Below are 26,514 nucleotides of genomic sequence, written 5' to 3' on the forward strand. Positions count from 1 at the left end.
CGTTTAGGCTAAAAGAAAAAAACTACCAAGTTGGGCAGTTTTTAGCTATTTTCTTTTATGAATAAATCGGTTGCAGGGATATCATCCACACTTGCGAAAAACTCGATATGTTGTTTTAAATTGTGGAATGCCATCGGAGTTTCTCCGCCAAGCTCGCCGTCAAGATTAATCAACATTTTATCTTCTGAATGAACAATTACTTTTTCAGATTTCACATAAATCACATTTGGTTCTTTAATATGATCGCCTCTAAGTGCTAATGTGACTAAGCGGATAAATTCTGCTAAGTTGACTTTTTTTACGATAATAAGCGAAAATTTACCATCATCTAGCTTAGCATCTGGAGCAATTTTTTCAAAGCCGCCGATAGAATTCGTTAATCCTAATAGGAAAAACATTACTTCGCCTTCAAAAATGCCTTGATCATATTCTACTTTTACTTTGGTTGCTTTTAAGGACGGTAGCATTTCGATTCCTTTTAAATAATAAGCAAGTTGTCCAAGCATTGTTTTTAATCGGCTAGGAACGTCGTAAGTTAGTTCTGTCAGCCGACCGCCACCACCAATATTAATAAAATAAGTTTCATTTGCTTTACCTATATCCATTGCTACACTTTGACCAGCTGCTATAATCTTCGTTGCTTTTATCACGTCTCTAGGAACATGTAAGGCTCTTGCAAAATCATTGGTTGTCCCGGTTGGTATAATCCCTACTTTGGGGCGATATTCTTTTTCTGCAATCCCGTTAATGACTTCATTAATGGTTCCATCTCCACCAGCTGCTACGACTAAATCAAATCGATCTCTTACAGCTTCTTCGGCTGCGCGTTTGGCGTCATCTGGTTCTGCAGTAGTTGCGTGTGCAGACGTTACATAGCCCGCTTCCTCTAATATCGAAAGGACATCTGCAAGGTTTTTCTTAATGATTTCTCTTCCAGATGTGGGATTATAAATAACTCGAGCGTGTTTTTGCATTATGTTCGTCCTCTCCTTCACTCAAACAGCGTTGTTCAAAAGAAAAGCGCGTTTTGACACATGATAGTAATATTATAGCAAATTTCGCCATAAATTCCTAATAAATACAAGCAGTGAGGCGAAATACCCCACTGCTTGTTTTTTTAGCGTTTGTTCATTTCTTCTAATAATAGTTTGTTCGCCATTGGTGGATTTGCTTGGCCTTTTGTTGCTTTCATTACTTGACCAATTAAGAATCCAACTGCACGATCTTTACCATTTTTAAAGTCGACAATGGATTGTTCATTGTTATCTAAAATTTCACCAATGATTGTGCGTAAAGCTCCTTCATCAGAAATTTGAACAAGTCCTTTGTCTTTAACAACTTGCTCTGCGTCGCCACCATTTTGCGCTAATTCACGGAAAACTTTTTTGGCGATTTTAGAGGAAATTGTGCCGGCTTCGATTAATTTAATCATACCAGCTAGATTTTCAGGTGTTAGGCCTGTTTCGTGAAGTTCTTTTTGTTCTGCATTTAAGTATGCGGAAACTTCACCCATTAGCCAGTTAGACGCTTGTTTAGCATCCGCTCCAGCTGCAAGAGTTGCTTCAAAGAAATCAGACATTTCTTTTGTTAGCGTGAGAACCATCGCATCGTATGCTGGTAAGCCGAGATCGTTAATATAACGGATTTGGCGTTTGTCTGGAAGTTCAGGGATTTCCGCACGAATGCGTTCTTTCCAAGCATCATCAATAAATAAATCTACTAAATCTGGCTCTGGGAAATAACGATAGTCGTCGGATCCTTCTTTGATACGCATCAAGGAAGTTTTTCCAGTTGCTTCTTCAAAACGACGTGTTTCTTGTTCGATAATGCCGCCAGAAAGAAGCACTTCTGCTTGGCGTTTTTCTTCGTATTCAATACCTTTACGCACGTTGTTGAATGAGTTTAGGTTTTTAAGTTCTGTTTTTACGCCAAATTCTTCACGGCCGACTGGACGAATAGAAATGTTGGCATCACAACGCATTGAACCTTCTTCCATTTTCACATCTGATACGCCGGTGTATTGGATGATTGATTTTAATTTTTCCAAGTAGGCATAAGCTTCTTCTGCAGAGCGAATGTCTGGTTCGGAAACGATTTCGATTAGCGGTGTTCCTTGACGGTTAATATCCACTAAGGAATAACCATGCGATGTATGCGTGTTTTTACCAGCATCTTCTTCTAAATGAAGACGAGTGATACCGATTTTTTTCTTTTTACCGCCAACTTCGATTTCAATCCAGCCATGTTCGCCGATTGGTTTATCGAATTGGGAAATTTGGTATGCTTTGGGATTATCTGGATAGAAATAGTTTTTGCGGTCGAATTTTGTATGTTCCGCAATTTCACAGTTGATTGCCATCGCTGCTTTCATACCGAATTCTACAGCACGTTTATTTAAAACTGGTAAAACACCTGGCATACCTAAGTCTACCACGGTTGTATTTGTATTTGGTTCTGCTCCAAAATGAGCTGGCGCAGAAGAAAATATTTTTGAATTGGTTTTTAACTCTACGTGAACCTCAAGTCCAATAACTGTTTCAAAATTCATTGCTACGCCTCCTATAAGTTTGGTTTTTCTTTATGGAATGTTGTTTCTTGTTCAAATGCATGTGCTACTTTGTATAATAATGATTCTTCAAAGTAGTTACCGATAATTTGTAAGCCTACTGGTAAGCCATCTGAGAATCCACAAGGAACAGAAATAGCTGGTACGCCGGCTAAGTTAATCGGAACAGTTAAAATATCATTGGAATACATTGTAATTGGATCATTGATCATACCGTCAATTTTGAAAGCTGTTGTCGGAGAACTTGGTCCGATAATTACATCGTAGTTTTCAAATACGTTAACGAAATCTTGTTTAATTAATGTACGTGCTTGTTGCGCTTTTTTGTAGTATGCATCGTAATAACCAGAGCTTAACGCATATGTTCCAAGCATAATACGACGTTTTACTTCATCGCCAAATCCTTCAGAACGTGTTTTAGTATAAAGTTCTTCTAAAGTAGTCGCGTTTGGAGAACGGTATCCGTAACGAACGCCGTCAAAGCGAGAAAGGTTAGAAGATGCTTCACTAGATGCTAAAATATAGTAACTTGCCACACCATATTCAGAATGAGGTAAGGAAACTTCATCCCAAGTAGCGCCAAGTTTTTCTAGAGTTTTAAGGGCATCTAATACAGCTTGTTTAACACCAGGGTCAACGCCTTCAGCAAGATATTCTTTTGGAACACCGATGCGTAAGCCTTTGATGTCGCCAGTTAAACTATCTGAGAAACGTTCTACTGGTTGGTTAATGGACGTAGAATCGTTTGCATCTAGACCAGAAATTGCTTCTAGTAAATACGCGTTATCTTCTACATTTTTAGTAATTGGGCCGATTTGGTCTAAAGAAGACGCAAAGGCAATTAAACCAAAACGAGATACGCGGCCATATGTAGGTTTCATTCCGACTACCCCACAAAAAGCTGCTGGCTGTCGAATCGATCCACCAGTGTCACTACCAAGTGAGAACAATACTTCTCCGGCTGCAACTGCGGATGCACTACCACCTGAAGAACCACCAGGAACTCTAGATAAATCCCATGGGTTAAATGTTTTGTGGAAATACGATGTTTCTGTAGAGGAACCCATCGCGAATTCATCCATGTTTAATTTTCCGATATTGATTGTTTGCGCACTTTTCAATTTAGAAACAACTGTTGCATCGTAAATTGGATCGAAGTTTTCTAAAATTTTACTTGCTGCTGTTGTGCGCAAGCTTTTTGTGACGATATTATCTTTAATCCCGATTGGAAGTCCTGCAAGCATATTGTTAGGATCTATGCCAGCATCTCCAAGCTCTTCCGCTACACCAAATGCTGCTTCTTTATTTAAAGTAATAAAGGAGCCCACTTTGTCCTCTACGGATTCAATTCGGTTGAATGATTCTGATACTAAATCAAAAGGTGTAATTTCTTTTTTTACTAATTTATCGTGTAGTTCTTTTACTGAAAAATCAAATAAACCCAAAATAATTTCCCTCCTTAGCTACTTTTATTGTTCCATAATTGTTGGTACTTTGAACATGCCGTCTTGCTCATCTGGCGCATTTTTTAGTACTTCTCTACGGTCAAGCCCTTTTGTTGCCACATCTTCTCGTAATACATTGGATACTTCAATTGCATGGCTGGTAGGTTCTACATTCGTTGTATCTAAAGTATTTAATTGCTCTACTAGCTCAATAATTTTACCAAGTTGACCAGCAAAAGCTGTTGCTTCTGTTTCTGATACTTCTAATTTGGCAAGATTTGCTACTTTTTCTACGGTTTCTTTTGATATATTTGACAAAATGCCATCCTCCTTTTTAGTGGTACTTTCTACGCGGTAGTACTTCCCGCCTGTTAAAAATGGGAAGAACTGTCCTCTCCTGCATAATTATACAACAGGAAAGAACAATTCGCATTGTTTTTTATTAATCGTAAATGTGGGCGGTTGCTGCATCTTCATTTGCTTTTCTTGTAATTAAAGCAGCCGGACCATCCGAAGTCGAGATATTGACTTGTAAATCAGCTGTTTTCGAAAGATGCTGACCTACTAAATCTGTTACGTACTGCGTGAAGCCAATGATTTCTGCTTCGCCGTAAAATTGTAGTGGAATATCAATACTTAATGCTGCCAATTGGCCATCTTCGTAACGAGCACGTCCAACTACACCTGTGAAGTTTGGATAATAATCTTCAATCGATTTTTTGAAATTAAGGAAGTTATCATTATCTGTTTTGTGATCTTTGGCAGATTCAGCAGATGGTAACACATAGTTTTTTTCCTCTACATCTTTCCAGCTCGAAAGACTATCGCCATTTGCTGTTGCATAAGCAATGAAATTACCTGGAGCGACAGCATCACGCGCGCCTTGTTTGTAAATAGCTATCGTTACAGGAACATTTTCTAATCCTTTTGTTTGGCGAATGCGGTTTAAGACTGTAACAGACATTTCTTTTCCTTGTGCTAAAAGGTCGCTATCGCTAATCGCTTGTTCATAAGTGTCTCCGTATTGTTCTTTTTGGTAGTAATCAACGGAATTCATCGCAAGCGCAATCGAAATTCCACCAAGTGCTACCGTGTCTTTATCTGTTTGTTTTAAATAATCTTGTTCTAAAATGTGTGCAAGATAAATCGGATTGCGGTCTTTTCCGTCACCATTACTCTCTGGATTTAAACCGTTGGGATTTTTCTCGCTTTTTCTATCTAACCATTTTTGTAACGTTTCTTTATCCAAGTATTGTCCTTCTTGGAAAAGATAATTATCTGGCGAGTATTTATTTTGAGAAACACGCATTAAACCAGATTCTAATTCGTTGATATCGTATCTTGAATAAATATTCGATACGACAAGTCCACGGGATTTACTTGCTTTGTATGGTAGTACTGTTTTGTAGTAATTGGATGAGATTTGGTTTTTTGTCATGATGCCGGTTTCTGCTTTTGTATCGTCTTTTTGTACCACTTTATCGTTTGAGTCGAGTTTGGGGGCACAGCCAGAGAGAACAAGCGTTAAACCGAGCGCTGCAATTATGAGTTTTTTCATTCGTTTAATCCACCTTCGTCTGGTAAGTACTCTATTAAGTCTTCTTCGGACCAAATAGGAATTGCTAGTTCTTCAGCTTTGGCTAGTTTAGAACCAGCATCACTGCCAGCTACAACAACATCCGTTTTCTTACTGACGCTTCCAGAAACATTTCCTCCGAGGGATTCGATTAATGCTTTTGCATCATTACGCGTTAACTTCTCTAGTTTCCCAGTTAAGACAACGGTTTTTCCTGCGAAAACAAGTTCTTCCTCGGACATATCTTCTAGTTTTGGCCCTGTATAGGTCATATTGACGCCAGCCCTTTTTAGTTCTTCTAATAAATCATGTACTTCTTCATTCGCAAAATAGGTCACAATACTATCGGCCATTTTTTCACCAATGTCGTTAATACTTGTCAGTGTTTCTTTATCTGCTATTTTAAGTTCATCCATTGTGTCGAAATGAACCGCAAGCGATTTGGCTGCTTTGGCACCAACATGGCGAATTCCTAAACCAAATAGCAATTTTTCAAGCGAATTTTGTTTACTTGCTTCGATGGATGCTAGTAAATTAGTTACTGATTTCTCACCCATTCTTTCTAATTCTAACAGTTTCTCCTTCGAAAGGAAAAACAAATCTGCTACATCTTTGATTAAATGCTGGGAAAATAGCTGGATAATCACTTTTTCACCAAGGCCATCAATGTTCATCGCATTTCGGGAAACAAAGTGAATCAGGCCTTCTTTAATTTGAGCTGGACACTTAGGATTAATACATCTAAGCGCCACTTCTTGTTCTAAACGAACTAGTTCGCTATCACACGTTGGACAGGTTTTAGGCATATGGAAAGGCACTTCATCGCCGCTCCGTTCCTCGGTGATACTTTTAATAACTTCTGGAATGATATCACCCGCTTTTTTGATTAAAACGGTGTCGCCAATCCGGATATCTTTTTCTGTGATTAGGTCTTCGTTATGAAGAGATGCTCGGCTCACGGTAGTTCCAGCAACTCTGACCGGTTCTAACACAGCGGTGGGAGTTATTACGCCAGTTCTGCCGACGTTTAATTCGATATCGAGTAGCTTGGTTGGTACTTCTTCGGCTGGGAATTTATACGCAATCGACCAACGTGGCGATTTAACAGTGGTTCCCATTTGGCGTTGTTGTTCTAAATCATTTAATTTTAAAACAATGCCATCGATATCGTATGCTAAGCCAGCTCGTTTCTCTGTCCACTCTTCAATATAAGCATAAACTTCTTCTAAATTGTTACAAAGTCGGCGCTCTTTATTGACTTTAAGCCCTAGTGTTTCAAGCATATCTAGGCCTTCACTATGGGTGGTAACGCCCATTTCGCCAAAATCAGCTACGGCATAAAGGAAGATATCGAGGTTTCTTGATGCGGCGATTTTTGTATCTAATTGGCGAAGTGACCCAGCCGCTGCATTTCGCGGATTCGCAAATAGCATCTGGCCTTCTTCTTCGCGGATTTCATTTAATTTTTGGAAAGAACGTTTTGGCATGAAAGCTTCACCGCGAACTTCAATGGAATAATCTTTGTGAAGTTTCATTGGGATGGAGCGAATCGTACGCAAGTTAGCCGTAATGTCTTCGCCAATAGTTCCGTCACCACGGGTAGCCCCTTGTTTGTATTTACCTTTTTCGTATTGAAGGGATACTGCTAGTCCGTCAATTTTCAGTTCGCACATATAAGCAATATCATCGCCAACTTTATCGCGAATTCGGCGGTCAAAATCAGCCAAATCTTCTCGGTTAAAAGCATTGCCAAGACTTAACATCGGCGTGTCATGTGCTACTTTAGTAAAGCCATCTAAAACTTCTCCACCTACTCGTTTCGACGGAGACTCAGGTGTAACCCATTCGGGATGCGCTTCTTCTATTTTAAGTAATTCTTGCATCTTTTGATCGTATTCGGCATCTTCTACTGTTGGATTATCAATTACATAATAATCATAGCTGTATTGATCAAGTATGTTGATTAGTTCTTCATACCGTTTTTTATCAGCCATCATTCTTCACCTGCTTTTTCCAAATTTATACTTTTTCAATTGGCGCAAATTCTGCGAGCAATCGTTTGACGCCAGTTGGGCTTGGGAATGCAATATCAAGTTCCATTCCGCTACCTTCACCTTTGACGCTTACGACTGTTCCTACGCCCCATTTTTTATGACTCGCTTTATCGCCAACTGTCCAGCCAAGCGTTTCTGCTCCTGAGGATTTATATGCAGTAGTTGCTTTTTGCGGCATCCGTGGTCTGGCATAAGGTTTGTCTGCTTTTATTTTATTTTCGTTTCCTAATTCTAGTAAGTCGCGTGGGATTTCTCCGATAAAACGAGATTCTTGGTTGGATGACGGGCGACCGTAAAGCATCCGTGAATATGCGCTCGTTAGGAAAAGTTCTTCTTCCGCTCTCGTGATGCCAACATAGGCAAGACGGCGTTCCTCTTCCATTTCGTCCTCTTCATAAATCGCTCTGGAATGTGGGAAAATCCCTTCTTCCATCCCAACTAAAAAGACAACCGGAAATTCTAGTCCTTTGGCAGAGTGAAGTGTCATCAGTGTGACAGCCCCGTTTTGTTCTTCATTATCTTCTTCTAGTTTATCTACGTCCGCAACAAGTGCTAAGTCTGTTAAAAAGGCAATCAACGTTTTATCGTCGTTTTCCTTTTCAAAGTTTTGCGTTACGGATAAAAACTCATCGATATTTTCTAGACGTGTTTGCGCTTCGATGGTACGCTCATTTTTCAACATCGCACGGTAGCCTGTTTTTTCAAGGATTTCTTCTACGAGTTCCGTTACAGATAAGAAATCTTGCATTTGCGTGAAACCACGAACCAAATCATGAAACGCAACTAAATCCTTGCTTATTTTAGGGGAAATGCCCGCTAATTCGATACGGTTAAGCACTTCAAATAAGCTCAAATCATACGTTGTGGCAACATTATTTAACTTGTCTAATGTGCCTGGTCCAACGCCGCGTTTTGGTACGTTAATGATACGTGTCAAACTAATATCATCTTCGTTATTACTAATCAAACGTAAATACGCTAAAATGTCTTTAATTTCTTTTCTGTCATAGAACTTCGTGCCGCCGACCATCGTGTAAGCCATATTCGACTTCATGAAATATTCTTCCATTACACGAGACTGGGCGTTAGTTCTATAAAGAATCGCAAAGTCAGAAAGTGGACGACTAGAATTATTTACTTCTTCTTGAATTTTCATAACAACGTAAGCCGCTTCTTCTTTTTCCGTAAGTGCTTTATGGTAAAAAATCTTTTTACCTTCTGCATTGCTAGTCCAAAGATTTTTTGGTTTACGATTACCATTGTTTTCGATAACACGGTTCGCCGCTTCTAAAATACGTTTGGTCGAACGGTAATTCTCTTCCAGTAAAATCGTTTTGGCATTTGGGTAATCTTTTTCGAAGGACATAATATTACTAATGTCCGCCCCGCGCCAACCATAAATAGATTGATCCGAGTCACCTACGACACATAAATTTTTAAATCGAGAGGCAAGTTGTTTTACAAGTAAATATTGCGCGTGGTTGGTATCTTGGTACTCATCCACGTGAATGTACTGAAACTTGCGCTGATAATATTCTAAAACATCTGGTACACGTTCAAATAATTGAATCGTCACCATGATTAAATCGTCAAAATCGAGCGCTTGGTTCTTTTTGAGTTTCTTTTCATATTTTTCATAGACTTCGCCGACCATTTTGTCATAGAAACCACTTGCTTCTTTGATGTATTCACTCGCAGAAATAAGTTCGTTCTTGGCATTACTAATCGAAGCCAAAATACCTCGTGGCTCAAACTTCTTCGGATCGACATTTTTTTCTTTAAGAATGCCTTTAATAACCGATAATTGATCGCCGCCATCTAAAATGGTGAAATTACGTTCATAACCAATCCGGTCAATATCACGACGTAAAATCCTTACGCACATCGAGTGGAATGTGGAAATCCAGATAGATTCCGCTTCTCCGCCCATTAAATTGCCAATCCGTGACTTCATTTCACGAGCTGCTTTGTTCGTAAACGTAATCGCTAAAATATTATAAGGATTCACGCCACGTTCTCGCACTAAATAAGCTATCCGGTGCGTTAAAACACGTGTTTTCCCACTCCCGGCGCCAGCCATAATTAATAAAGGTCCTTCTGTACTTTCTACTGCTCTACGTTGTTCTGGATTTAATCCGTCAACTAATTCTTTTGCATTCAATTGCATTCTCCTATACACCACCATACAAACATTTGTTCTTATTTTATCATACTACACTTTATAATCAAACCGTTTTCTTTGTAAAAATACTGGCGGTTTCGAGTGCTTTTTCTAAATCTTCATAAATAATGTTGCCGACAATAATCGTATCCGCGTATTTCGCCATTTCAGCTGCTTGTTCTTTGGAACGAATTCCGCCGCCATACCAAAATTTTGTATCGCCTAAGACTGCACTTACTTTCCTTGCGACTTCCGGATCCCCGTACATGCCGCTATATTCAACATAAAAAATCGGCAGACGAAATATATTCTCTGCTAAACGCGCATATGCAACAATATCTTCATCGGTTAAATCCGTCTTAGCTTCCGTTAAATGGGCCACTTTGGCGTCTTTATTTAAAATAACATAACCTTCTGATGTGACTCTCTTCCAAGGAATAAAATCGCCTACTTCTTTGATTAGCTCCTTGTGTAAGCCGTGTGTCCACTGACTATTTTCCGTATTTAACACAACAGGAATTAAAAAATGTTCTGCTTCAGGTAAAATCATGACTTCATCACTTACTTCGAGAAAAATCGGTAAGTCCGTTTCTGCTAATAATTCATACAGGTTTTGGACTGCTTCGATTTGCACATTATCTGTCCCACCAATGATAAATCCATCGGTTCCAGAATGGATGAGCTTCGTGAGGTCATTCGTCGGTAAATTCTTTGCTGGGTCTAACTTGAATAAATGCTTCATTTGCTCCTCCAAGTCTCTATAATGGGATATCTTATTATAGCATTAGTTACATTTCATCGCACCCTTACGACCAAAATTTTTAACTTTTTTTAAGCTTTTTTTAGCAGTTGTTGTTGGGATAGCTTTTATTTTATGGTATGATGGGGAAAATTTGATTTTATGTTAACTTCTGAGTACTTACAGAGAAAAAAGGAAATGGGGATATTATGCAAGAAAACAGAGAAGAATGGGGCTCAAAAATCGGATTTATTTTAGCATCCGCTGGGTCCGCAATAGGAATTGGTGCGATTTGGAAACTGCCTTATGTGGCTGCAACTGCGGGAGGTGGCGCATTTTTCTTATTGTTTTTAATTTTAACACTTGTTGTTGTGATGCCACTTTTAATTGCAGAATTTGTAATTGGTCGAGGTTCTGGCGGCGATGCGGTTCAATCATATAAAACACTCGCTCCCGGAACAAAATGGAATTTACTTGGAAAATTAGGCGTAGTTGGCGCGAGTATTTTGTTTTCATTTTACAGCGTAGTTGGTGGTTGGATTATCACTTATTTAATAAAAACGCTTGTTGGTGGAATTGCTGGGGAAAATCAAGCGAGTTTGCTTCATGATTTCCAAGTGACGACTGCTAATCCATGGATATCAGTGGGCGCGACGATTTTCTTTATTTTGCTGAACGTCCTAGTTATTAGTCGTGGGGTTGTTAGTGGGATAGAAAAAATGAGCAAGTTTATGATGCCAGCCCTATTTATTTTATTTATTGTTTTAATCATCAGGTCCTTGACGCTTCCTGGTGCGATGGAAGGCGTCACATTTTTCTTACGACCAGATTTTAGTCATTTTACTGCTCAAACAGTTCTGATTACGCTTGGTCAGGCGTTTTTCTCACTTAGTGTTGGGATTTCAGTGATGGTGACGTATAGTTCTTATTTGAATCGTTCGGTTAGTTTACCGCAGTCCGCGATTTCCGTTTCGCTTATGAATGTGTTTGTTTCACTTCTTGCTGGCTTAGCAATTTTCCCAGCTGCGTTTTCGTTTCATATTACGCCGGATGCGGGACCTGGGTTGCTGTTTGTTATTTTACCATCGATTTTTAATCAGTTACCATTTGGGATATTATTCTTTATTATTTTCTTGATTTTGTTTTTATTCGCTGCATTAACATCTAGTTTCTCGATGCTAGAAGCGACTGTTGCGCCGCTGATGAATGCGGGTATGAGTCGTAAAAAAGCGAGTTTTTGGATGGGGCTTGTCATTGTTATCCTAGCGATTCCGAGTGCGCTAAGTTTCGGCGTTTGGAGCGATGTTCAGATTTTCGGATTAAGCATTTTTGATGCCGCAGACTTTCTTGTATCGAATATTATTTTACCAGTTGGTGCTTTGTTTATCGCCATTTTTGTTGGTTACCGGCTACCACGTGAATTATTGTTAAAAGAATTTACAGCGAGCAGCCATTTTGGCAAAAAGGCATTTATTATTTGGCTCTTTCTTATTAAATATATTGCGCCAATCGCGATTATTTTTGTCTTTCTTTCAGCAACTGGTTTAATCAAGTTCCTCTTTTAACGAAAAAAGCAATCCGCTAAATTTCAGCGAATTGCTTTTTTTATATTGCCATCAAGACAATGCTTGTTACACAAATCAAAATTCCACTGAGGCCAATTGCCGTACCAATCGCTCGTTTTTCTTTTACGTTTACCAGTGTCGTAAAAATAAAACAAATGATAAAGATCCAGTGCCAAAGTAAAGAAAAATCAAGCCCGGTGCCAGTGGAAATCATATTAATCACAAAGTAAATAACTGCAAGTGCAAGAATAGAAATGATCACAATCTGATAGGTTTTACTATTAAATTTTTTCAACTTCCATCCCTACCAATCTTATTCCGGCTTTGTCATTCTTGAAAATACAACATCATACATATCATTGCCGTAATGAAGCGAACGTTTTACACGTGAAATGGTTGCTGTACTTGCACCAGTTTCTGATTCAATCACATTGTATGTTTTTCCATCATGAAGCATTTTTGCTACTTGGAAACGTTGAGCCATGGACTGTATTTCATTCACTGTACATACATCATCAAAAAAAGCATAACATTCTTCTAAATTCTCGAGCGTTAAAATCCCTTGGAAGAATTCATCCAATCCTTGTCCACGCAACTTCTCTATTTGCATATCTTTACCTCCAAATAATCTCATATATCCTACTTTCATATTTTAACGTACCAACGCGTAAAACACAAACGTTTCTCTTCACTAAATGAACAAAAAAAGTACCATCTCCGCATTTTATCCAGAGATAGTACTTTTTTATTATTCTGCTTTTGTGCCAATATCCATTCGATAAAAGAAGTTCGGATTATCTAGTTTTTGCATTTCTGGGTAAAGTAACGTGCGCGCGTCACTCATCGTTTCCGCCTCTTTTGCGAGTAGTAAAACGCGGCCGCCATTCGAAACAAATTCTCCCGCTTCATCTTGTTTAGTTCCAGCATGATAAACAGCTACATCGTCCACAATATCATTCAGCCCAGTTAACTTATTCCCTTTATCATAATGTGCTGGATAGCCGGTGCTTGCTAAGACAACACCGAGCGTAATTCCCGCTTTTTTAAAACGGACATCGGGTTTTTCGTTATGAAGTAAAGCTGCAATCAAGGCTGCAAAATCACTTTCTAAACGCGGTAAGACCACCTGCGTTTCTGGATCACCGAATCGTGCGTTAAATTCAATTACTTTTGGTCCCTCTTCGGTTAAGATAAGTCCTGCGTAAAGAATACCGCGGAAATAACGACCTTCGTCCACCATTCCTTTAGCAGCCGGGCGAAGAATTGTTTGGACAGCTTCCTCCACAACTGCTTCAGAAATATGTGGTACCGGTGAATAAGCACCCATCCCACCAGTATTCGGTCCTTTATCACCCTCGTATGCACGTTTGTGATCTTGCGCAATCGCCATTGGGTAAACTTCTTCCCCGTTTACAAAAGCCATCAAGGAAAACTCTTCTCCTGCTAAAAAGTCCTCGATAACAACTTTAAGAGAAGCATCACCGAATTTTTCTTCGAGTAGCATATCTTTTAACGCAAGAACTGCTTCTTCCATTTCTAGTGCTACTGTAACACCTTTTCCAGCTGCTAGCCCATCTGCTTTAATCACAATCGGCACACCGCGCTTATCCAAATATGCTTTAGCTTCATCATAATCAGTGAACGTTTTCGATGCCGCAGTTGGAATCGCATATTTCTCCATGAATTGTTTCGCGAAATCTTTGCTACCTTCAATGAGCGCAGCGCTAGCTTTTGGCCCGAACGCTTTGATTCCAGCTTCTTCTAGAGCATCAACCACACCTTCTAAAAGTGGTATTTCTGGTCCAACAATTACAAAATCGATGTCTGCTTTTTTAGCAAAATCAATTAAGCCAGCTTTATCCGTTTCAGAAATAGCAACTAATTGAATACCGTCTAGACGCATTCCGTCATTTCCCGGAGCGCAATATACGTTTTCAACCTCGTTTGATTCTAATAATTTTTTGCTAATGGCGTGTTCTCTACCACCGCCGCCAACTACTAATAAGTTCATTTAATTACACGTCCTTTTTATGAGGATTAATGTTTGAAGTGTCGTACATGCGTTAGAACCATCGAAATACCATACTTATCGGCCATCGCAATTGATTCTTTGTCTTTGATCGAGCCACCTGGTTGAATAATCGCTGTAATTCCTGCTTTTGCAGCAGCCTCGACCGTATCATCCATTGGGAAAAAGGCATCTGATGCAAGGACTGCGCCTTTCGCTTTTTCACCAGCTTGTTCGATGGCAATTAAAGCCGAACCAATTCGATTCATTTGTCCAGCACCAATTCCAAGTGTCTGTTTATCCGAACCAACCACAATTGCATTCGATTTTACATGCTTCACAATTTTCCACTGTGCAAGAAGTGCTTTCATTTCAGCTTCGGTTGGCTGTTTCTCGGTTACTACTTCATAGCTTGCCGTATCTTCTACAACCGAATCGTTCGCTTGGATAAGCAGCCCACCATTAACAGACGTTTTCTCAAACCCTGAAACAGCACCAGCAAATGGAACGGTTAACAAGCGAATATTTTTCTTTTTCGCTAAAATGGCAAAAGCTTCTTCAGAAAAACTTGGTGCAATGATAATCTCTAAGAAAATTTTGCTCATATGCTCGGCTGTTTTCGCGTCAACTTCTTTATTTAAAGCAACAATACCGCCAAAAATGGACGTTTCATCTGCTTCATAAGCTTTCAAATAAGCTTCTTCTATATTTTCGCCAACACCAACACCGCATGGATTCATATGTTTTACTGCAACTGCAACGGGCTCTGTAAACTCACTTGCGATTTTAAGTGCCGCATCTGCATCGCGAATATTGTTGTAGGATAACTCTTTACCATGCAACTGTTTAGCAGCACTAATCGAGTTTTCCACGGCGCGAGGTTCTGTATAAAAAGCTGCATCTTGATGAGGATTCTCACCGTAACGCAAGACTTGTTTTCGATTGTAAGTGAACGTTACTTTTTCTGGGAAAGCTTCTCCAGTAATGCCCGTTAAGTATTCAGCTATTAACGCATCATATGCCGCTGTGTGCCGAAATACTTTTGCTGCAAGGCGTTGTCTCGTTTCAAAAGTAGTTGCGCCGTGTTCTTTTAACTCTGTCAAAATGGTATCGTAATCCGCCGTATCAACCACAACAGTCACAGCCGCGTAATTTTTCGCAGCCGAACGCAACATCGAAGGTCCGCCAATATCAATATTTTCAATCGCTTCTTCTAAAGTAACACCAGGTTTCTGAATCGTTTCTTGGAAAGGATACAAATTAACAATCACTAAATCAATCGGCTGGATGTCATGTTCGGCAATAGCTTCCATATGTTCCGCTGTATCACGTCTCGCAAGCAATCCGCCATGAATCGCTGGATGAAGTGTTTTCACTCGGCCATCAAGCATTTCAGGAAATTCAGTTACAGCTTCAATCCCCGTCACTGGTACACCAGCTTGTTCAAATGCCGCTTTTGTTCCACCAGTTGAAATAATTTCTACACCAAGTTCTACTAATTGTTCTGCAAATGGCACGATGCCCTTTTTATCTGACACACTAATAAGCGCTCTTTTCATGATAATTAATCGTTCCCTCCATTTTGAATTAATCCTCGAATCACTTTTGGATAAAAAATATGTTCTACTTGATGAATTTTTTCAGCTAAAGTTTCTACAGTTTCTGTTGTTTCAATCGCTACTTTCACCTGATCAATCATCGGCCCGGTGTCCATTCCAGCATCCACAAAATGCGCGGTAACTCCCGTTTCAGAAACATTCGCCTGAATCGCCTGTCCAATCGCATCTTTCCCTTTAAAATCGGGTAGTAACGACGGATGCAAGTTAACGATTTGCTCTGGAAATTCTGCAAGTAACGTTGGCCCAATCAAGCGCATATACCCCGCTAGCACTAATAAATCAATTTCCAAGCCACGCAGCTCTAATAAAATTTCCGTTTCAAAAGCTTCCTTATCCGAATAATTTTTCGCTTCAAAAAGGAAAACCGGAATTTGATGATTGTTCGCACGTTCTAAAACATACGCATTAGCTTTATCACACACAAGTAATTTCACGTGTGGCTTAATGATCTCGTCATCTACTAAAGCCTGAAAATTCGAACCGTTACCAGAAGCAAAAATGGCTATGTTCATCCTTTTTGGCCTCCCGCGAAAATAACCGCTTCGCTTTCACGTGTCGTAACTTCACCAATAACGTAAGCCGCTTCGCCGTTTTGGACGAGTACTTCCAAGGTTTTTTCGACATCCGCTTTCGCAACTGCGAGCACCATGCCAATACCCATATTGAAAATTTCATACATTTCAAGTTCCTGTAATTGACCATATTTCTTCATAACATCAAAAATCGGCAACACCGGCCATGATCCAAGCTCCACTTTCACAGCTAAATCTTCTGTTAACATCCGTGGCAAGTTCTCGACAAACCCACCACCAGTCACATGCGTAATCCCATGAACGTCAACTTGCTTTAGTACTTCTAAAACAGGTTTCACATAAATGCGTGTCGGTTTAAGCAACTCTTCTGCAAGTGGCACTTCTAATTCAGCCAGTTCCGCATCTAAAGCAAAATCGTTATCTTTAAAGAAAATTTTCCGAACGAGCGAATAACCATTACTATGAATCCCGCTGGAAGGAATGCCGATTAGCGTATCCCCTGCTTTAACCGCGCCTTCTGTAATCAGTTTTTGTTTCTCAACAGCACCTACAGTAAAACCAGCTAAGTCATAATCATCCGCGCCGTACATATCTGGCATTTCCGCTGTTTCGCCACCAATTAAAGCCGCGCCAGCTTGTTCACAACCATCAGCCACACCTTTCACAATTTGTTCCATTTTAACAGGATCTGTCTTCCCTGTTGCAATATAATCTAAGAAAAATAATGGTTCGGCACCTTGAGCTAAAATGTCATTCACGCACATTGCCACGCAGTCAATCCCGATAGTATCATGCTTATCTGCTTCAATAGCCAAAAGTAATTTCGTCCCAACACCATCTGTACCAGAAACAAGGACAGGCTCTTTTAATTTCAAGCTACTTAAATCAAACATTCCGCCAAAAGAACCAAGCGCTCCCATCGCGCCCATTCGTTCTGTTCTAGCCACATGTTTTTTGATGCGTTCCACTACTTGATAGCCAGCTTCTACATCTACGCCTGCTTTACTATATGCATTTTCTGCCATTCGATTTGTCACTCCTCATTATTTTTCTGCTTCTAAGCTCGCTAAATATTCCGCTTCATAATCGTATAAAGGGGTTGGATAATCGCCATTGAAATATGCCATACAAAGTCCCCCATAAGGTTCATTCGGATATGGTCTACCAATCGAATCCACCAAGCCTTCTTCACTCAAATACTCTAAAGAATCAGCGCCAATAATCCGGCAAATTTCATCGACAGAATAATTAGATGCGATTAATTCATTTCGCGTTTGAATATCGATACCGTAAAAACAAGGGTATGCAAGGGGTGGTGAAGCAATTCTCACATGAACTTCCGCTGCTCCCGCTTCCCGCAAAAGTTGCACAATCCGTTTACTCGTCGTCCCGCGCACAATCGAATCATCAATCATGACAACCCGCTTGCCTTCCACAACCCCACGCACCGCAGAAAGCTTCATTCTAACACCTTGCTCCCGGAGCTCCTGTGATGGTTGAATAAAAGTTCTTGCCACATATCTATTTTTGATGAGGCCAAGTTCGTAAGGAAGTCCCGCTTCTTCCGCATAACCAATCGCCGCAGAAATACTCGAATCTGGCACACCTGTAACAACATCGGCATCAATAAATGCTTCTTTCGCCAGCCTTTTCCCAGAACGTTTTCTAGCTGAGTGAACGTTAATCCCAGCAATATTAGAGTCTGGTCTAGCAAAATAAATATATTCCATACTGCAAATCGAATGCTTCACATTTTCCGTGAATTTTTCAATTCGAAGTCCATCATTATTAATAATAATCAGTTCGCCTGGTTCCACATCACGGACAAATTCAGCGCCGACCGTTTCAAAAGCACACGTTTCCGAAGCGACTACATAAGAGTCACCAATCCGACCAATCGAAAGTGGTCTAAAACCATTCGGATCAAGCGCCGCGTACATCGTATCTTCCGTCAAAAGCATGTACGCAAAGCCACCTTTGACCTTATTTAAAGCCACTTTTAAATCCTCAACAAAATCATCCGTGTGGCTACGTTTAATTAAATGCGCCAATACTTCCGTGTCTGAACTCGTTTGAAAAATAGCGCCTTCTTCTTCTAATTCACGGCGTAAACTTTTCGCATTAACCAAATTCCCGTTATGCGCAAGTGCCAAAGAAGAACTATGAAAGTGAAATAAAAATGGTTGTACATTGCCTAAGTTTTTTTGACCAGCTGTCGCATAACGAACATGGCCAATTGCTGCTTTACCTTTTAAATCGTCTAGTTCACCGTGCTTAAATACATCTGCTAAAAGTCCAAGATTCCGGTGACCTTTTAGCGTTTCTCCGTCTGTTGAAACAATTCCGGCCCCTTCTTGACCGCGATGTTGTAAACTATGCAACCCATAATAGGTGATTTCCGCTGCATTAGGATGATCCCAAATACCAAAAATACCACATTCTTCATTAAGTCCTTTTACTTCAGCAAGCATGGAATAGCCCCTTCCCAAATGGATCGTAATTCCGTTGTTTTCGCTGTTACTATTTCTTCTTTATGTTTCACACGAATCTCGTCATCCGCAGTTACTACGCCAAGTCGATATACTTTTTCTAGTTCCATTAATTGCGCAAAAGCTGCTTCATTTTCTGGTTTTACCGATACTAAGAAACGCGATTGTGACTCACTGAAAAGCTGATTTAAAGCAAATGGTACTTCTACATCTGCACCAAGTCCCACTTTAAAAGTCGCTTCCGCAAGTGCAACACCAAATCCACCTTCTGCTAAATCGTGACTAGAAGCAACTAAACCTTCGCGAATCGCTGTCAAAAGTAATTGTTGGTATTTTTTCTCTGTCGCCAAATCTAATTCTGGTGCGCGTCCGCTAATTTTTCCTTGTTGAATTTTCTGCAATTCCGAACCACTATATTCGGCTTTTGTTTCACCAATTAAGAAAATCACGTCACCGCTAGCTTTAAAATCTTGCGTAGTAATGTGCGCCAAGTCTTCTACTAAACCAACCATCCCTATAACAGGTGTTGGATAAATTCCCGTACCATCTGTTTCATTATAAAGCGACACATTTCCAGAAATGACAGGCGTATCAAGCTCTAAACATGCTGCGCTAATCCCATCTGCCGCTTTTTCAATTTCCCAAAAGATTTCTGGCTTTTCTGGATTGCCAAAATTAAGTCCATCTGTAATCGCCAGTGGTTTCCCGCCAGAACATACGATATTGCGCGCCGCTTCCGCAACCGCTATCGATCCGCCCACTTCTGGATCAAGATACAAATAGCGCGAGTTACAATCTGTCGTCATCGCAATCGCTTTCTCCGTTCCGCGCACACGCACAATCGCCGCATCCGAGCCAGGCACAACCGCTGTATCCGTCCGCACTTGGTAATCATATTGCTCATAAATATGTCGTTTACTAGCAATTGTCGGCTGAGCAAGCAGTTCCTTCCAAACCTCGACCACATCCTCCATAACTGGTACAAAAGCTTCCTCTTCTTGGAAAGCCTGATAACGAGCTGGCTCTTTCGAAGGTTTATGATAAACCGGCGCATCTTCCGCAAGCGCGTCAACAGGAACGTTCGCCACTACTTCCCCGTGATGAATAATTTTGTACATTTTATCATCTGTTACTTGACCAATCACAACAGCCTCTAAACCATAACGTTCAAATAGCGCTTGGATTTCTTCCACATGTCCTTTTTTCACGCATAAAAGCATCCGTTCTTGAGATTCGGAAAGTAGCATTTCATACGGTGTCATATTTAATTCACGCTGCGGCACATCATCCATAATTAATTCTAGTCCAGCACCAGCTTTTGACGCCATTTCCGAACTCGAGCTTACGAGACCAGCAGCCCCCATATCTTGAATCCCAACTAAAATATCCGAATGATCACGAATCACATCTAAACAAGCTTCAAGCAACAATTTCTCCATAAAAGGATCGCCCACTTGCACGGCAGAACGCTGTTGTTCCCCTTCTTCGCTAAACTCTACAGAAGCAAAAGTGGCACCATGAATCCCGTCACGACCAGTTTTAGCACCAACGTACATCACCGGGTTGCCAATTCCTTTCGCTTGTCCTTTTTGAATATCTTTTGCTTCAATTAAACCAACGCACATCGCATTGACTAACGGATTTTTCGTATAACAAGGATCAAATTGGATTTCGCCGCCAACTGTTGGAATCCCAATCGAATTACCATATCCAGCAATCCCAGCAACTACTTCGCTCACCAAGTATTTCGCATGAGGTGTATCTAGCTCACCAAAACGAAGCGAATTAAGCATTGCAATCGGTCTAGCCCCCATCGAAAACACGTCGCGAATAATTCCGCCAACCCCAGTTGCTGCTCCTTGATAAGGCTCTACGTAGGATGGATGATTATGACTTTCGACTTTAAAAGCAACACCTAAACCATCGCCAATATCAACAATCCCAGCACCTTCACCCGGACCTTGCAATACTTGCTTTCCTTCAGTAGGAAATTTTCGAAGCACTGGTTTAGAATTTTTATAACTACAATGTTCGGACCACATAACGGAGAAAAGTCCTGTTTCTGTATAATTAGGCTCGCGTCCAAGAATCGAACAAACAAGCTCATATTCACTATCAGTTAAACCCATTTCTTGATAAATCTTTTGTTCTTTAATTTGTTGTGTCGTTGGCTCCATGTTAGGCATTTACTTGTTCCTCCTTCCAAGCTTTTACAACCGACTCAAAAAGTCTTAATCCATCTGTCCCGCCAATAATTTCTTCAACAGCGCGTTCCGGATGGGGCATCATTCCAAGCACATTCCCACGTTCATTCACAATACCAGCAATATCCGCACGACTTCCATTTGGATTTACACTATCATATGTAAAAACAATTTGATTCTTTTCTTGCAAGCTCAAAAGTGTTTCGTCATCACAGTAATAATTACCTTCCCCATGAGCGACCGGTACTTGGATAATTTCGCCTTCTTCATAAAGCCCTGTAAACATCGTATCCGCATTCGCCACCCGAAGCGGCACCGTTTTACAAATAAAATGCAAATTATTATTTCTAATTAAAGCACCTGGCAGCAAACCAATTTCCGTTAAAATTTGGAATCCGTTACACACACCAAGCACTGGTTTTCCAATTTCAGCAAAACGCAAAACTTCTGGCATAATACTTGAAAATTTCGCAATCGCACCAGTTCGCAAGTAATCTCCGTAAGAAAATCCACCTGGAAGTAATACTGCGTCAAAGCCTGCAAGACTTGTCTCCGCATGCCATACATATTCCGCCTCCTCGCCAAGAGAATCGCGAATCGCATGTAGCATATCAAGATCACAATTAGAACCTGGGAACTGAATGACAGCAAATTTCATCGTTTACGCCTCCTCAATTTCATATCGGTAATCTTCCATCACCGGATTTGTTAACAGTTTGTCGCACATTTCATTTAATACTTCATGAATATCTCTTTCTGATTTCACTACCTTAAGTTCCATAAACTTACCAATACGAACATCTTCTACTTCTTCGTAACCCATGCTTTTCGCTGCATCTTTTACTGCAACCCCTTGTGGATCTAATACGCTTTTCTTTAAAGTGACATAAACTTTGACATTATACATTTTGTGGCCTCCTAGTTTTGAACTTGCTTTAATCTATTCAATACTTCTGTATACACATCTGTTAAATTGCCAATATTCCGACGAAAGACATCCTTATCGAGCTTCTGATTTGTTTCTTTGTCCCAAAGTCTGCATGTATCTGGAGAAATTTCATCCGCCAGCAAAATGGATCCAACCGCATCACGACCAAATTCTAATTTAAAATCAATCAGGGTAATATTCATTTGATTAAATAATTTTTTCAATACCTCATTAATCAAACGAGCTGCATCACGAATTTTTTCCATCTCACTTGTTGTCGCAATATCTAAATAAAGCACGTGGTCATCATTAATAAACGGATCATCTAACGCATCATCTTTATAATAGAATTCCACAATCGCACGCGGAATTACTTCACCCTCCTCTTTTCCAAGGCGTTTCGCAAGACTCCCAGCCATCACATTCCGAACAACCACTTCAAGCGGAATAATTGATACCTCTTTCACCAATTGCTCCGTTTCCGAAATCGCCCGAATAAAATGACTCCGGATCCCTTCTTCCGCCAAACGAGAAAAAATAAGCGATGTAATTTGGTTATTAAGCTCACCCTTACCAGAAAAAGATTCCTTTCGTACTCCATTTAGCGCAGTCGCATCATCTTTATAAGCGACACGAAGGACCCCATTTTCTTCTGTTTTAAAAAGTCGTTTTGCCTTACCTTCATAAACCAGTTCATTAGTCACGATAATTTATCTCCTTATAAAGTACTTAACCTCTTTGAAAAAATAAATATCAAAGAGGTTAGGTTGTATTCTGCCCGTAATTATAATCCTAAACGATCAAAAATTAAGTCGACATTCTTCAGGTGATAGTTGTAATCAAAGCAATCTGCAATTTCTTCCGCAGATAGATTTTCAGTTATAGTTGCATCTTGTTCTACTAATTCACGGAATGGCACTTGGTTTTCCCAAGCTTCCATCGCTCTTGGTTGCACAACATCATACGCCGCCTCACGAGCTAAACCTTTATCAATAAGCGCAAGTAACACACGCTGTGAATAAATAAGTCCCAGTGTTCTGTCCATATTGCGTTTCATATTTTCCGGGAATACCGTCAAGTTTTTCACAATATTACCAAAACGATTCAAAATATAATCAAGTAAAATAGTCGAATCTGGTAAAATAATTCGTTCCGCTGAACTATGAGAAATATCACGTTCATGCCAAAGCGGCACATTTTCATAAGCTGTAACCATGTGTCCGCGAATAACACGCGCAAGTCCAGTAACATTTTCCGAACCAATTGGATTACGTTTGTGCGGCATAGCAGAAGAACCTTTTTGCCCTTTTGCAAAGAATTCTTCTACTTCGCGTACTTCACTTTTTTGCAGAGCGCGCACTTCTACCGCAAATTTTTCTACAGAAGTTGCAATTAAAGCAAGCGTTGCAAGGTATTCCGCATGACGGTCCCGTTGCAATGTTTGCGTAGAAATCGGTGCTGGAGTTGTCCCTAATTTTTCACATACATAGGCTTCTACAAAAGGATCAATGTTCGCATAAGTCCCAACCGCACCAGAAATTTTCCCGAATTCCACGCCGTCAGCCGCAAAATTAAAGCGCTCTAAGTTACGTTTCATTTCCTCATACCATAAAGCCAATTTCAGACCAAAAGTAGTAGGCTCCGCATGAACCCCGTGCGTACGTCCCATCGTTACCGTATATTTATGTTCTTTCGCTTTTTCGCCAATAATCGCAATGAAATTTTCCAAATCTTTCCGTAAAATCTCATTGGCTTGTTTTAGTAAATAAGAATTAGCTGTATCCACTACGTCTGTTGAAGTTAGGCCATAATGAACCCATTTACGTTCCGCACCAAGCGATTCAGAAACCGAACGTGTAAACGCCACAACATCATGTCTTGTTTCTAATTCAATCTCATGAATACGATCCACATCAAACTTCGCATTAGCACGAATTTTCGCAACGTCCTCTTTCGGAATATCACCAAGCTCAGCCCATGCTTCACAAGCCAAAATTTCCACTTCTAGCCAAGCCTGGTAACGATTTTGTTCTGTCCAAATGTTGCCCATCTCTTTACGCGTATAACGTTCTAACATCCTTTTAAATTCCTCCAGTTACTTCCAAATTTGCGTTTCTTCTAAATCTTCTAATACCGCAGTCGGATTATTCGTCAAAACAGTAACATGACCCATTTTGCGATTAATTTTCGCTTCTTTTTTACCATAATAATGTACGAACCATTTAGGATAATCAGCCATTTGCTCATTCACAGCATCCACATGTTGGCCTAAAATATTAATCATCACAGCTGGTTTCAATAGTTCGGGTTTCACTAATGGCAAACCAACAATCGCCCGAATATGCTGCGTAAACTGCGAAATCGAACATGCTTCAATCGTAAAGTGTCCGGAATTGTGTGGTCTTGGAGCAAGCTCATTGACATAAATCGCACCAGAGCTTGTCACAAACATTTCTACTGCTAGAACGCCACATAATTGAAGGACATCCGCTAATTTTCTCGCAATTTCTTCCGCTTCTTCATGTACATCTTCCGCAACATTTGCCGGAGCTGTCGATGTATGCAAGATATTATTAACATGCACATTTTCAGCAACCGGAAAAGTTTCAATTTGCCCATCTAAATTACGAGCAACAACCACAGAAATCTCTTTTTCAAATGGAATCCAAGCTTCTAATACACAAGAACCATAGCGCAACAATCTCGCTGCATTTTCAATATCACTTGCATCATGAAGGACAACCTGCCCTTTCCCATCATAGCCACCTTGTGCCGTTTTTAAAACCGCAGGATAACCAATACTTTTAATTTCACTTTCGATCTCTTCTTGCTCAACAATCACCGCATATGGTGCAATATTAATATTGGCAGATTCCAAATACGCTTTTTCTAAAATTCTATCCTGTGTAATCGAAAGTAATTCCGATCCTTGCGGGACAGAGACTAAGTTTTGCGTCATTTTTAAAGCTTCATAGTCAATATTTTCAAATTCATATGTCACTACATCCGCTTTTTCGGAAAGTTCGCGTAAAGCCACTTTATCATCATAGTCAGCGATAATTTGCTCATCACTTACTTGAGCTGCTGGACAATCTGCGGTAGGATCAAGAACAACAATACGATACCCCATCGCTTTCGCTGCAAGAGCAAGCATCCGTCCAAGTTGACCACCACCAATGATACCAATCGTACTATTTGTCAGTAAAAATTTTTTATCCAAGAGAATCACTACTTTCTAGAACAGTTTCTTCTAGTGTAGCACGTCTTTTTTGTAATCTGTTAGTAATTGCATCGTCCGTTATCGATAAAATTTGTGCGGCTAGAAGTCCAGCATTCACTGCGCCACTTTCACCAATCGCAACTGTCGCTACCGGAACACCACCGGGCATCTGCACAATGGATAACAAAGAATCCATTCCATTCAACGCTTTTGATTTAATTGGCACACCAATAACAGGCAAAGTCGTCTTTGCTGCAACCATACCTGGCAAATGTGCCGCGCCCCCTGCACCGGCAATAATAATTTTCAAACCACGTTCCCGCGCTTGTTCTGCATATTGAAACATTAAATCTGGTGTACGATGAGCCGAAACTACTTTTTTCTCATAAGCTATTTCTAATTCATCTAACACATCACATGCTTTTTTCATTGTATCCCAATCTGAGGTACTCCCCATAATGACACCAATTACAGCAGGCATTACGTGATCAACTCCTTAATAATCTCTTTTCGACTCCTTCATTCTAACAAGAGGCAGGATAAATGTCAACGAAAAATCGAACATTTAATTGTTACGTTTTATTAACGTTCGTGTTTAGCTCATATTTGTTGTATTTAGTAGCTTTATGTACTCATTTTCACTAAATAAATAAAAAAAGAAGCTACCATTATAGGTAAGCTTCTCTTTATTTCCGAACTTGTTTAACCCAAAAACCGCCGTGAATTTGCTTAGGCTCTGACGAAACAATAAATGCGCCATTATCAATTTCAATAATTTGTTTATATAATTTCCGCTCATTCTTCCTTTGCGTCAAAATTTCCAGCATCATTCGCTCGCCATCCCGACCACTTGCAAGCCAACTAGTGACACCATACCCTAAATCACGAATTTGATTAGGCAAATCTAAGTTGTACTCTTTCGTAATAACATTCACCGTAATATAACCTAAAGCGATTCTTTCTTCAATTTTCATACCAACAATAATCCCTACACCAAATCCAACCGCATACGCTAAAACATTGGCAATATTATTGAGATTATCTAAAACCAAACTAAGAGCCACCACATAAATAATCATTTCAAAGACACTAGAAAGCGCAGCTAAATAGCGATACCCTTTCATCGTCAATAATAATCTTACCGTATAAATCGTTACATACAAAATATTTACAACAAAAATAGTAGCTACTATAAAAATACCATTATCCACTAAATAACCCCTCCAGTTTAAAACAACAATATACTTCTAATTAAGAGTCTTTCCCTAATATAACATTCAATAAGATAGCTGACAAAAGAAACACTTCAACAAAAAAAGCCCTAAATAACTAGGACTTTTTCAAATTGCCCGGCAGCGACCTACTCTCGCAGGGGGAAGCCCCCAACTACCATTGGCGCGGAGAAGC

At 40.0% G+C, this 26,514-nt stretch carries 24 protein-coding genes; 1 reads left to right on the forward strand and 23 read right to left on the reverse strand.

All coding sequences use genetic code 11. The annotated features are described in order from the left end of the window. Window positions 1-41: 41 nt before the first annotated feature. From HCJ55_RS13290 to pcrB, 8 genes are all read right to left on the reverse strand, one after another. Window positions 42-974, reverse strand: coding sequence for a diacylglycerol kinase (locus HCJ55_RS13290; RefSeq protein WP_185518583.1), 933 nt, complete (start codon window positions 972-974; stop codon window positions 42-44). 143 nt (window positions 975-1,117) lie between these two features. Continuing rightward, window positions 1,118-2,548, reverse strand: coding sequence for an Asp-tRNA(Asn)/Glu-tRNA(Gln) amidotransferase subunit GatB (gene gatB, locus HCJ55_RS13295; protein WP_008948101.1), 1,431 nt, complete (start codon window positions 2,546-2,548; stop codon window positions 1,118-1,120). An 11-nt stretch (window positions 2,549-2,559) separates the two neighbouring features. Continuing rightward, on the reverse strand, window positions 2,560-4,011 hold the full coding sequence (gatA, locus tag HCJ55_RS13300; protein WP_185503376.1) for an Asp-tRNA(Asn)/Glu-tRNA(Gln) amidotransferase subunit GatA: 1,452 nt from the start codon (window positions 4,009-4,011) through the stop codon (window positions 2,560-2,562). Between the two features lie 24 nt (window positions 4,012-4,035). Beyond that, window positions 4,036-4,329 carry an Asp-tRNA(Asn)/Glu-tRNA(Gln) amidotransferase subunit GatC gene (gene gatC, locus HCJ55_RS13305; protein ID WP_008948103.1) on the reverse strand — a complete coding sequence of 98 codons (294 nt, stop codon included), beginning with the start codon at window positions 4,327-4,329 and terminating at the stop codon, window positions 4,036-4,038. 124 nt (window positions 4,330-4,453) lie between these two features. Continuing rightward, the gene (locus tag HCJ55_RS13310) at window positions 4,454-5,569 is read right to left on the reverse strand and encodes a CamS family sex pheromone protein (RefSeq protein WP_008948104.1); all 1,116 of its coding nucleotides are present in this window, start codon (window positions 5,567-5,569) and stop codon (window positions 4,454-4,456) included. Beyond that, the gene (ligA, locus tag HCJ55_RS13315) at window positions 5,566-7,581 is read right to left on the reverse strand and encodes an NAD-dependent DNA ligase LigA (protein ID WP_185518603.1); all 2,016 of its coding nucleotides are present in this window, start codon (window positions 7,579-7,581) and stop codon (window positions 5,566-5,568) included. Before ligA ends, HCJ55_RS13310 begins: the two co-directional genes overlap by 4 nt. Before the next feature lie 25 nt (window positions 7,582-7,606). After that, the gene (pcrA, locus tag HCJ55_RS13320; protein WP_185507030.1) at window positions 7,607-9,802 is read right to left on the reverse strand and encodes a DNA helicase PcrA; all 2,196 of its coding nucleotides are present in this window, start codon (window positions 9,800-9,802) and stop codon (window positions 7,607-7,609) included. Window positions 9,803-9,866: 64 nt separating this feature from the next. Further along, entirely contained in the window at window positions 9,867-10,544 is a 678-nt protein-coding gene (gene pcrB, locus HCJ55_RS13325) for a heptaprenylglyceryl phosphate synthase (protein WP_185518585.1), read from the reverse strand. Between the two features lie 206 nt (window positions 10,545-10,750). Between pcrB and HCJ55_RS13330 the strand changes: the two genes are divergently transcribed. Then, window positions 10,751-12,106, forward strand: a complete 1,356-nt coding sequence (locus HCJ55_RS13330) for a sodium-dependent transporter (protein WP_185503379.1) — start codon at window positions 10,751-10,753, stop codon at window positions 12,104-12,106. Between the two features lie 40 nt (window positions 12,107-12,146). Here HCJ55_RS13330 and HCJ55_RS13335 read toward each other — a convergent pair whose 3' ends face one another. The 15 genes from HCJ55_RS13335 to HCJ55_RS13405 all read right to left on the reverse strand — a co-directional run bounded on the left by HCJ55_RS13335 (window position 12,147) and on the right by HCJ55_RS13405 (window position 26,318). Next, complete coding sequence (locus HCJ55_RS13335) at window positions 12,147-12,401, reverse strand: hypothetical protein (protein ID WP_185504703.1); 255 nt, start codon at window positions 12,399-12,401, stop codon at window positions 12,147-12,149. An 18-nt stretch (window positions 12,402-12,419) separates the two neighbouring features. Further along, window positions 12,420-12,716 (reverse strand): YerC/YecD family TrpR-related protein, encoded by a 297-nt coding sequence (locus HCJ55_RS13340; RefSeq protein WP_003720075.1) that lies wholly within the window; start codon window positions 12,714-12,716, stop codon window positions 12,420-12,422. Window positions 12,717-12,854: 138 nt separating this feature from the next. Beyond that, complete coding sequence (gene purD / locus HCJ55_RS13345; RefSeq protein ID WP_185518587.1) at window positions 12,855-14,117, reverse strand: phosphoribosylamine--glycine ligase; 1,263 nt, start codon at window positions 14,115-14,117, stop codon at window positions 12,855-12,857. Between the two features lie 26 nt (window positions 14,118-14,143). Continuing rightward, window positions 14,144-15,673 carry a bifunctional phosphoribosylaminoimidazolecarboxamide formyltransferase/IMP cyclohydrolase gene (purH, locus tag HCJ55_RS13350; RefSeq protein ID WP_185518589.1) on the reverse strand — a complete coding sequence of 510 codons (1,530 nt, stop codon included), beginning with the start codon at window positions 15,671-15,673 and terminating at the stop codon, window positions 14,144-14,146. Between the two features lie 5 nt (window positions 15,674-15,678). Further along, window positions 15,679-16,245 carry a phosphoribosylglycinamide formyltransferase gene (gene purN, locus HCJ55_RS13355; RefSeq protein ID WP_185504706.1) on the reverse strand — a complete coding sequence of 189 codons (567 nt, stop codon included), beginning with the start codon at window positions 16,243-16,245 and terminating at the stop codon, window positions 15,679-15,681. After that, complete coding sequence (gene purM, locus HCJ55_RS13360; protein WP_185518591.1) at window positions 16,242-17,291, reverse strand: phosphoribosylformylglycinamidine cyclo-ligase; 1,050 nt, start codon at window positions 17,289-17,291, stop codon at window positions 16,242-16,244. The genes purN and purM overlap by 4 nt, the downstream gene beginning before the upstream one ends. Window positions 17,292-17,309: 18 nt before the next feature. Continuing rightward, on the reverse strand, window positions 17,310-18,737 hold the full coding sequence (gene purF, locus HCJ55_RS13365) for an amidophosphoribosyltransferase (RefSeq protein WP_185518593.1): 1,428 nt from the start codon (window positions 18,735-18,737) through the stop codon (window positions 17,310-17,312). Then, entirely contained in the window at window positions 18,722-20,941 is a 2,220-nt protein-coding gene (gene purL / locus HCJ55_RS13370) for a phosphoribosylformylglycinamidine synthase subunit PurL (RefSeq protein WP_185518595.1), read from the reverse strand. The genes purF and purL overlap by 16 nt, the downstream gene beginning before the upstream one ends. Beyond that, a complete protein-coding gene (gene purQ / locus HCJ55_RS13375; protein ID WP_185504709.1) occupies window positions 20,934-21,617 on the reverse strand; it encodes a phosphoribosylformylglycinamidine synthase subunit PurQ in 684 nt (227 codons plus the stop codon). Before purQ ends, purL begins: the two co-directional genes overlap by 8 nt. A 3-nt stretch (window positions 21,618-21,620) precedes the next feature. After that, complete coding sequence (gene purS, locus HCJ55_RS13380; protein ID WP_185504710.1) at window positions 21,621-21,866, reverse strand: phosphoribosylformylglycinamidine synthase subunit PurS; 246 nt, start codon at window positions 21,864-21,866, stop codon at window positions 21,621-21,623. An 11-nt stretch (window positions 21,867-21,877) separates the two neighbouring features. Then, complete coding sequence (gene purC, locus HCJ55_RS13385; protein WP_185518597.1) at window positions 21,878-22,591, reverse strand: phosphoribosylaminoimidazolesuccinocarboxamide synthase; 714 nt, start codon at window positions 22,589-22,591, stop codon at window positions 21,878-21,880. A gap of 80 nt (window positions 22,592-22,671) precedes the next feature. Then, window positions 22,672-23,964, reverse strand: coding sequence for an adenylosuccinate lyase (gene purB / locus HCJ55_RS13390; protein WP_008948118.1), 1,293 nt, complete (start codon window positions 23,962-23,964; stop codon window positions 22,672-22,674). Window positions 23,965-23,982: 18 nt separating this feature from the next. Then, window positions 23,983-25,107, reverse strand: a complete 1,125-nt coding sequence (gene purK, locus HCJ55_RS13395; RefSeq protein WP_185518599.1) for a 5-(carboxyamino)imidazole ribonucleotide synthase — start codon at window positions 25,105-25,107, stop codon at window positions 23,983-23,985. Beyond that, complete coding sequence (purE, locus tag HCJ55_RS13400) at window positions 25,100-25,588, reverse strand: 5-(carboxyamino)imidazole ribonucleotide mutase (protein WP_185392737.1); 489 nt, start codon at window positions 25,586-25,588, stop codon at window positions 25,100-25,102. The genes purK and purE overlap by 8 nt, the downstream gene beginning before the upstream one ends. Window positions 25,589-25,793: 205 nt before the next feature. Beyond that, complete coding sequence (locus HCJ55_RS13405) at window positions 25,794-26,318, reverse strand: DUF2179 domain-containing protein (RefSeq protein WP_185392739.1); 525 nt, start codon at window positions 26,316-26,318, stop codon at window positions 25,794-25,796. Window positions 26,319-26,514: the final 196 nt, after the last annotated feature.

It is taken from the genome of Listeria marthii (genome assembly GCF_014227425.1).
In the GTDB taxonomy this organism is placed as follows: Bacteria; Bacillota; Bacilli; order Lactobacillales; family Listeriaceae; genus Listeria; species Listeria marthii.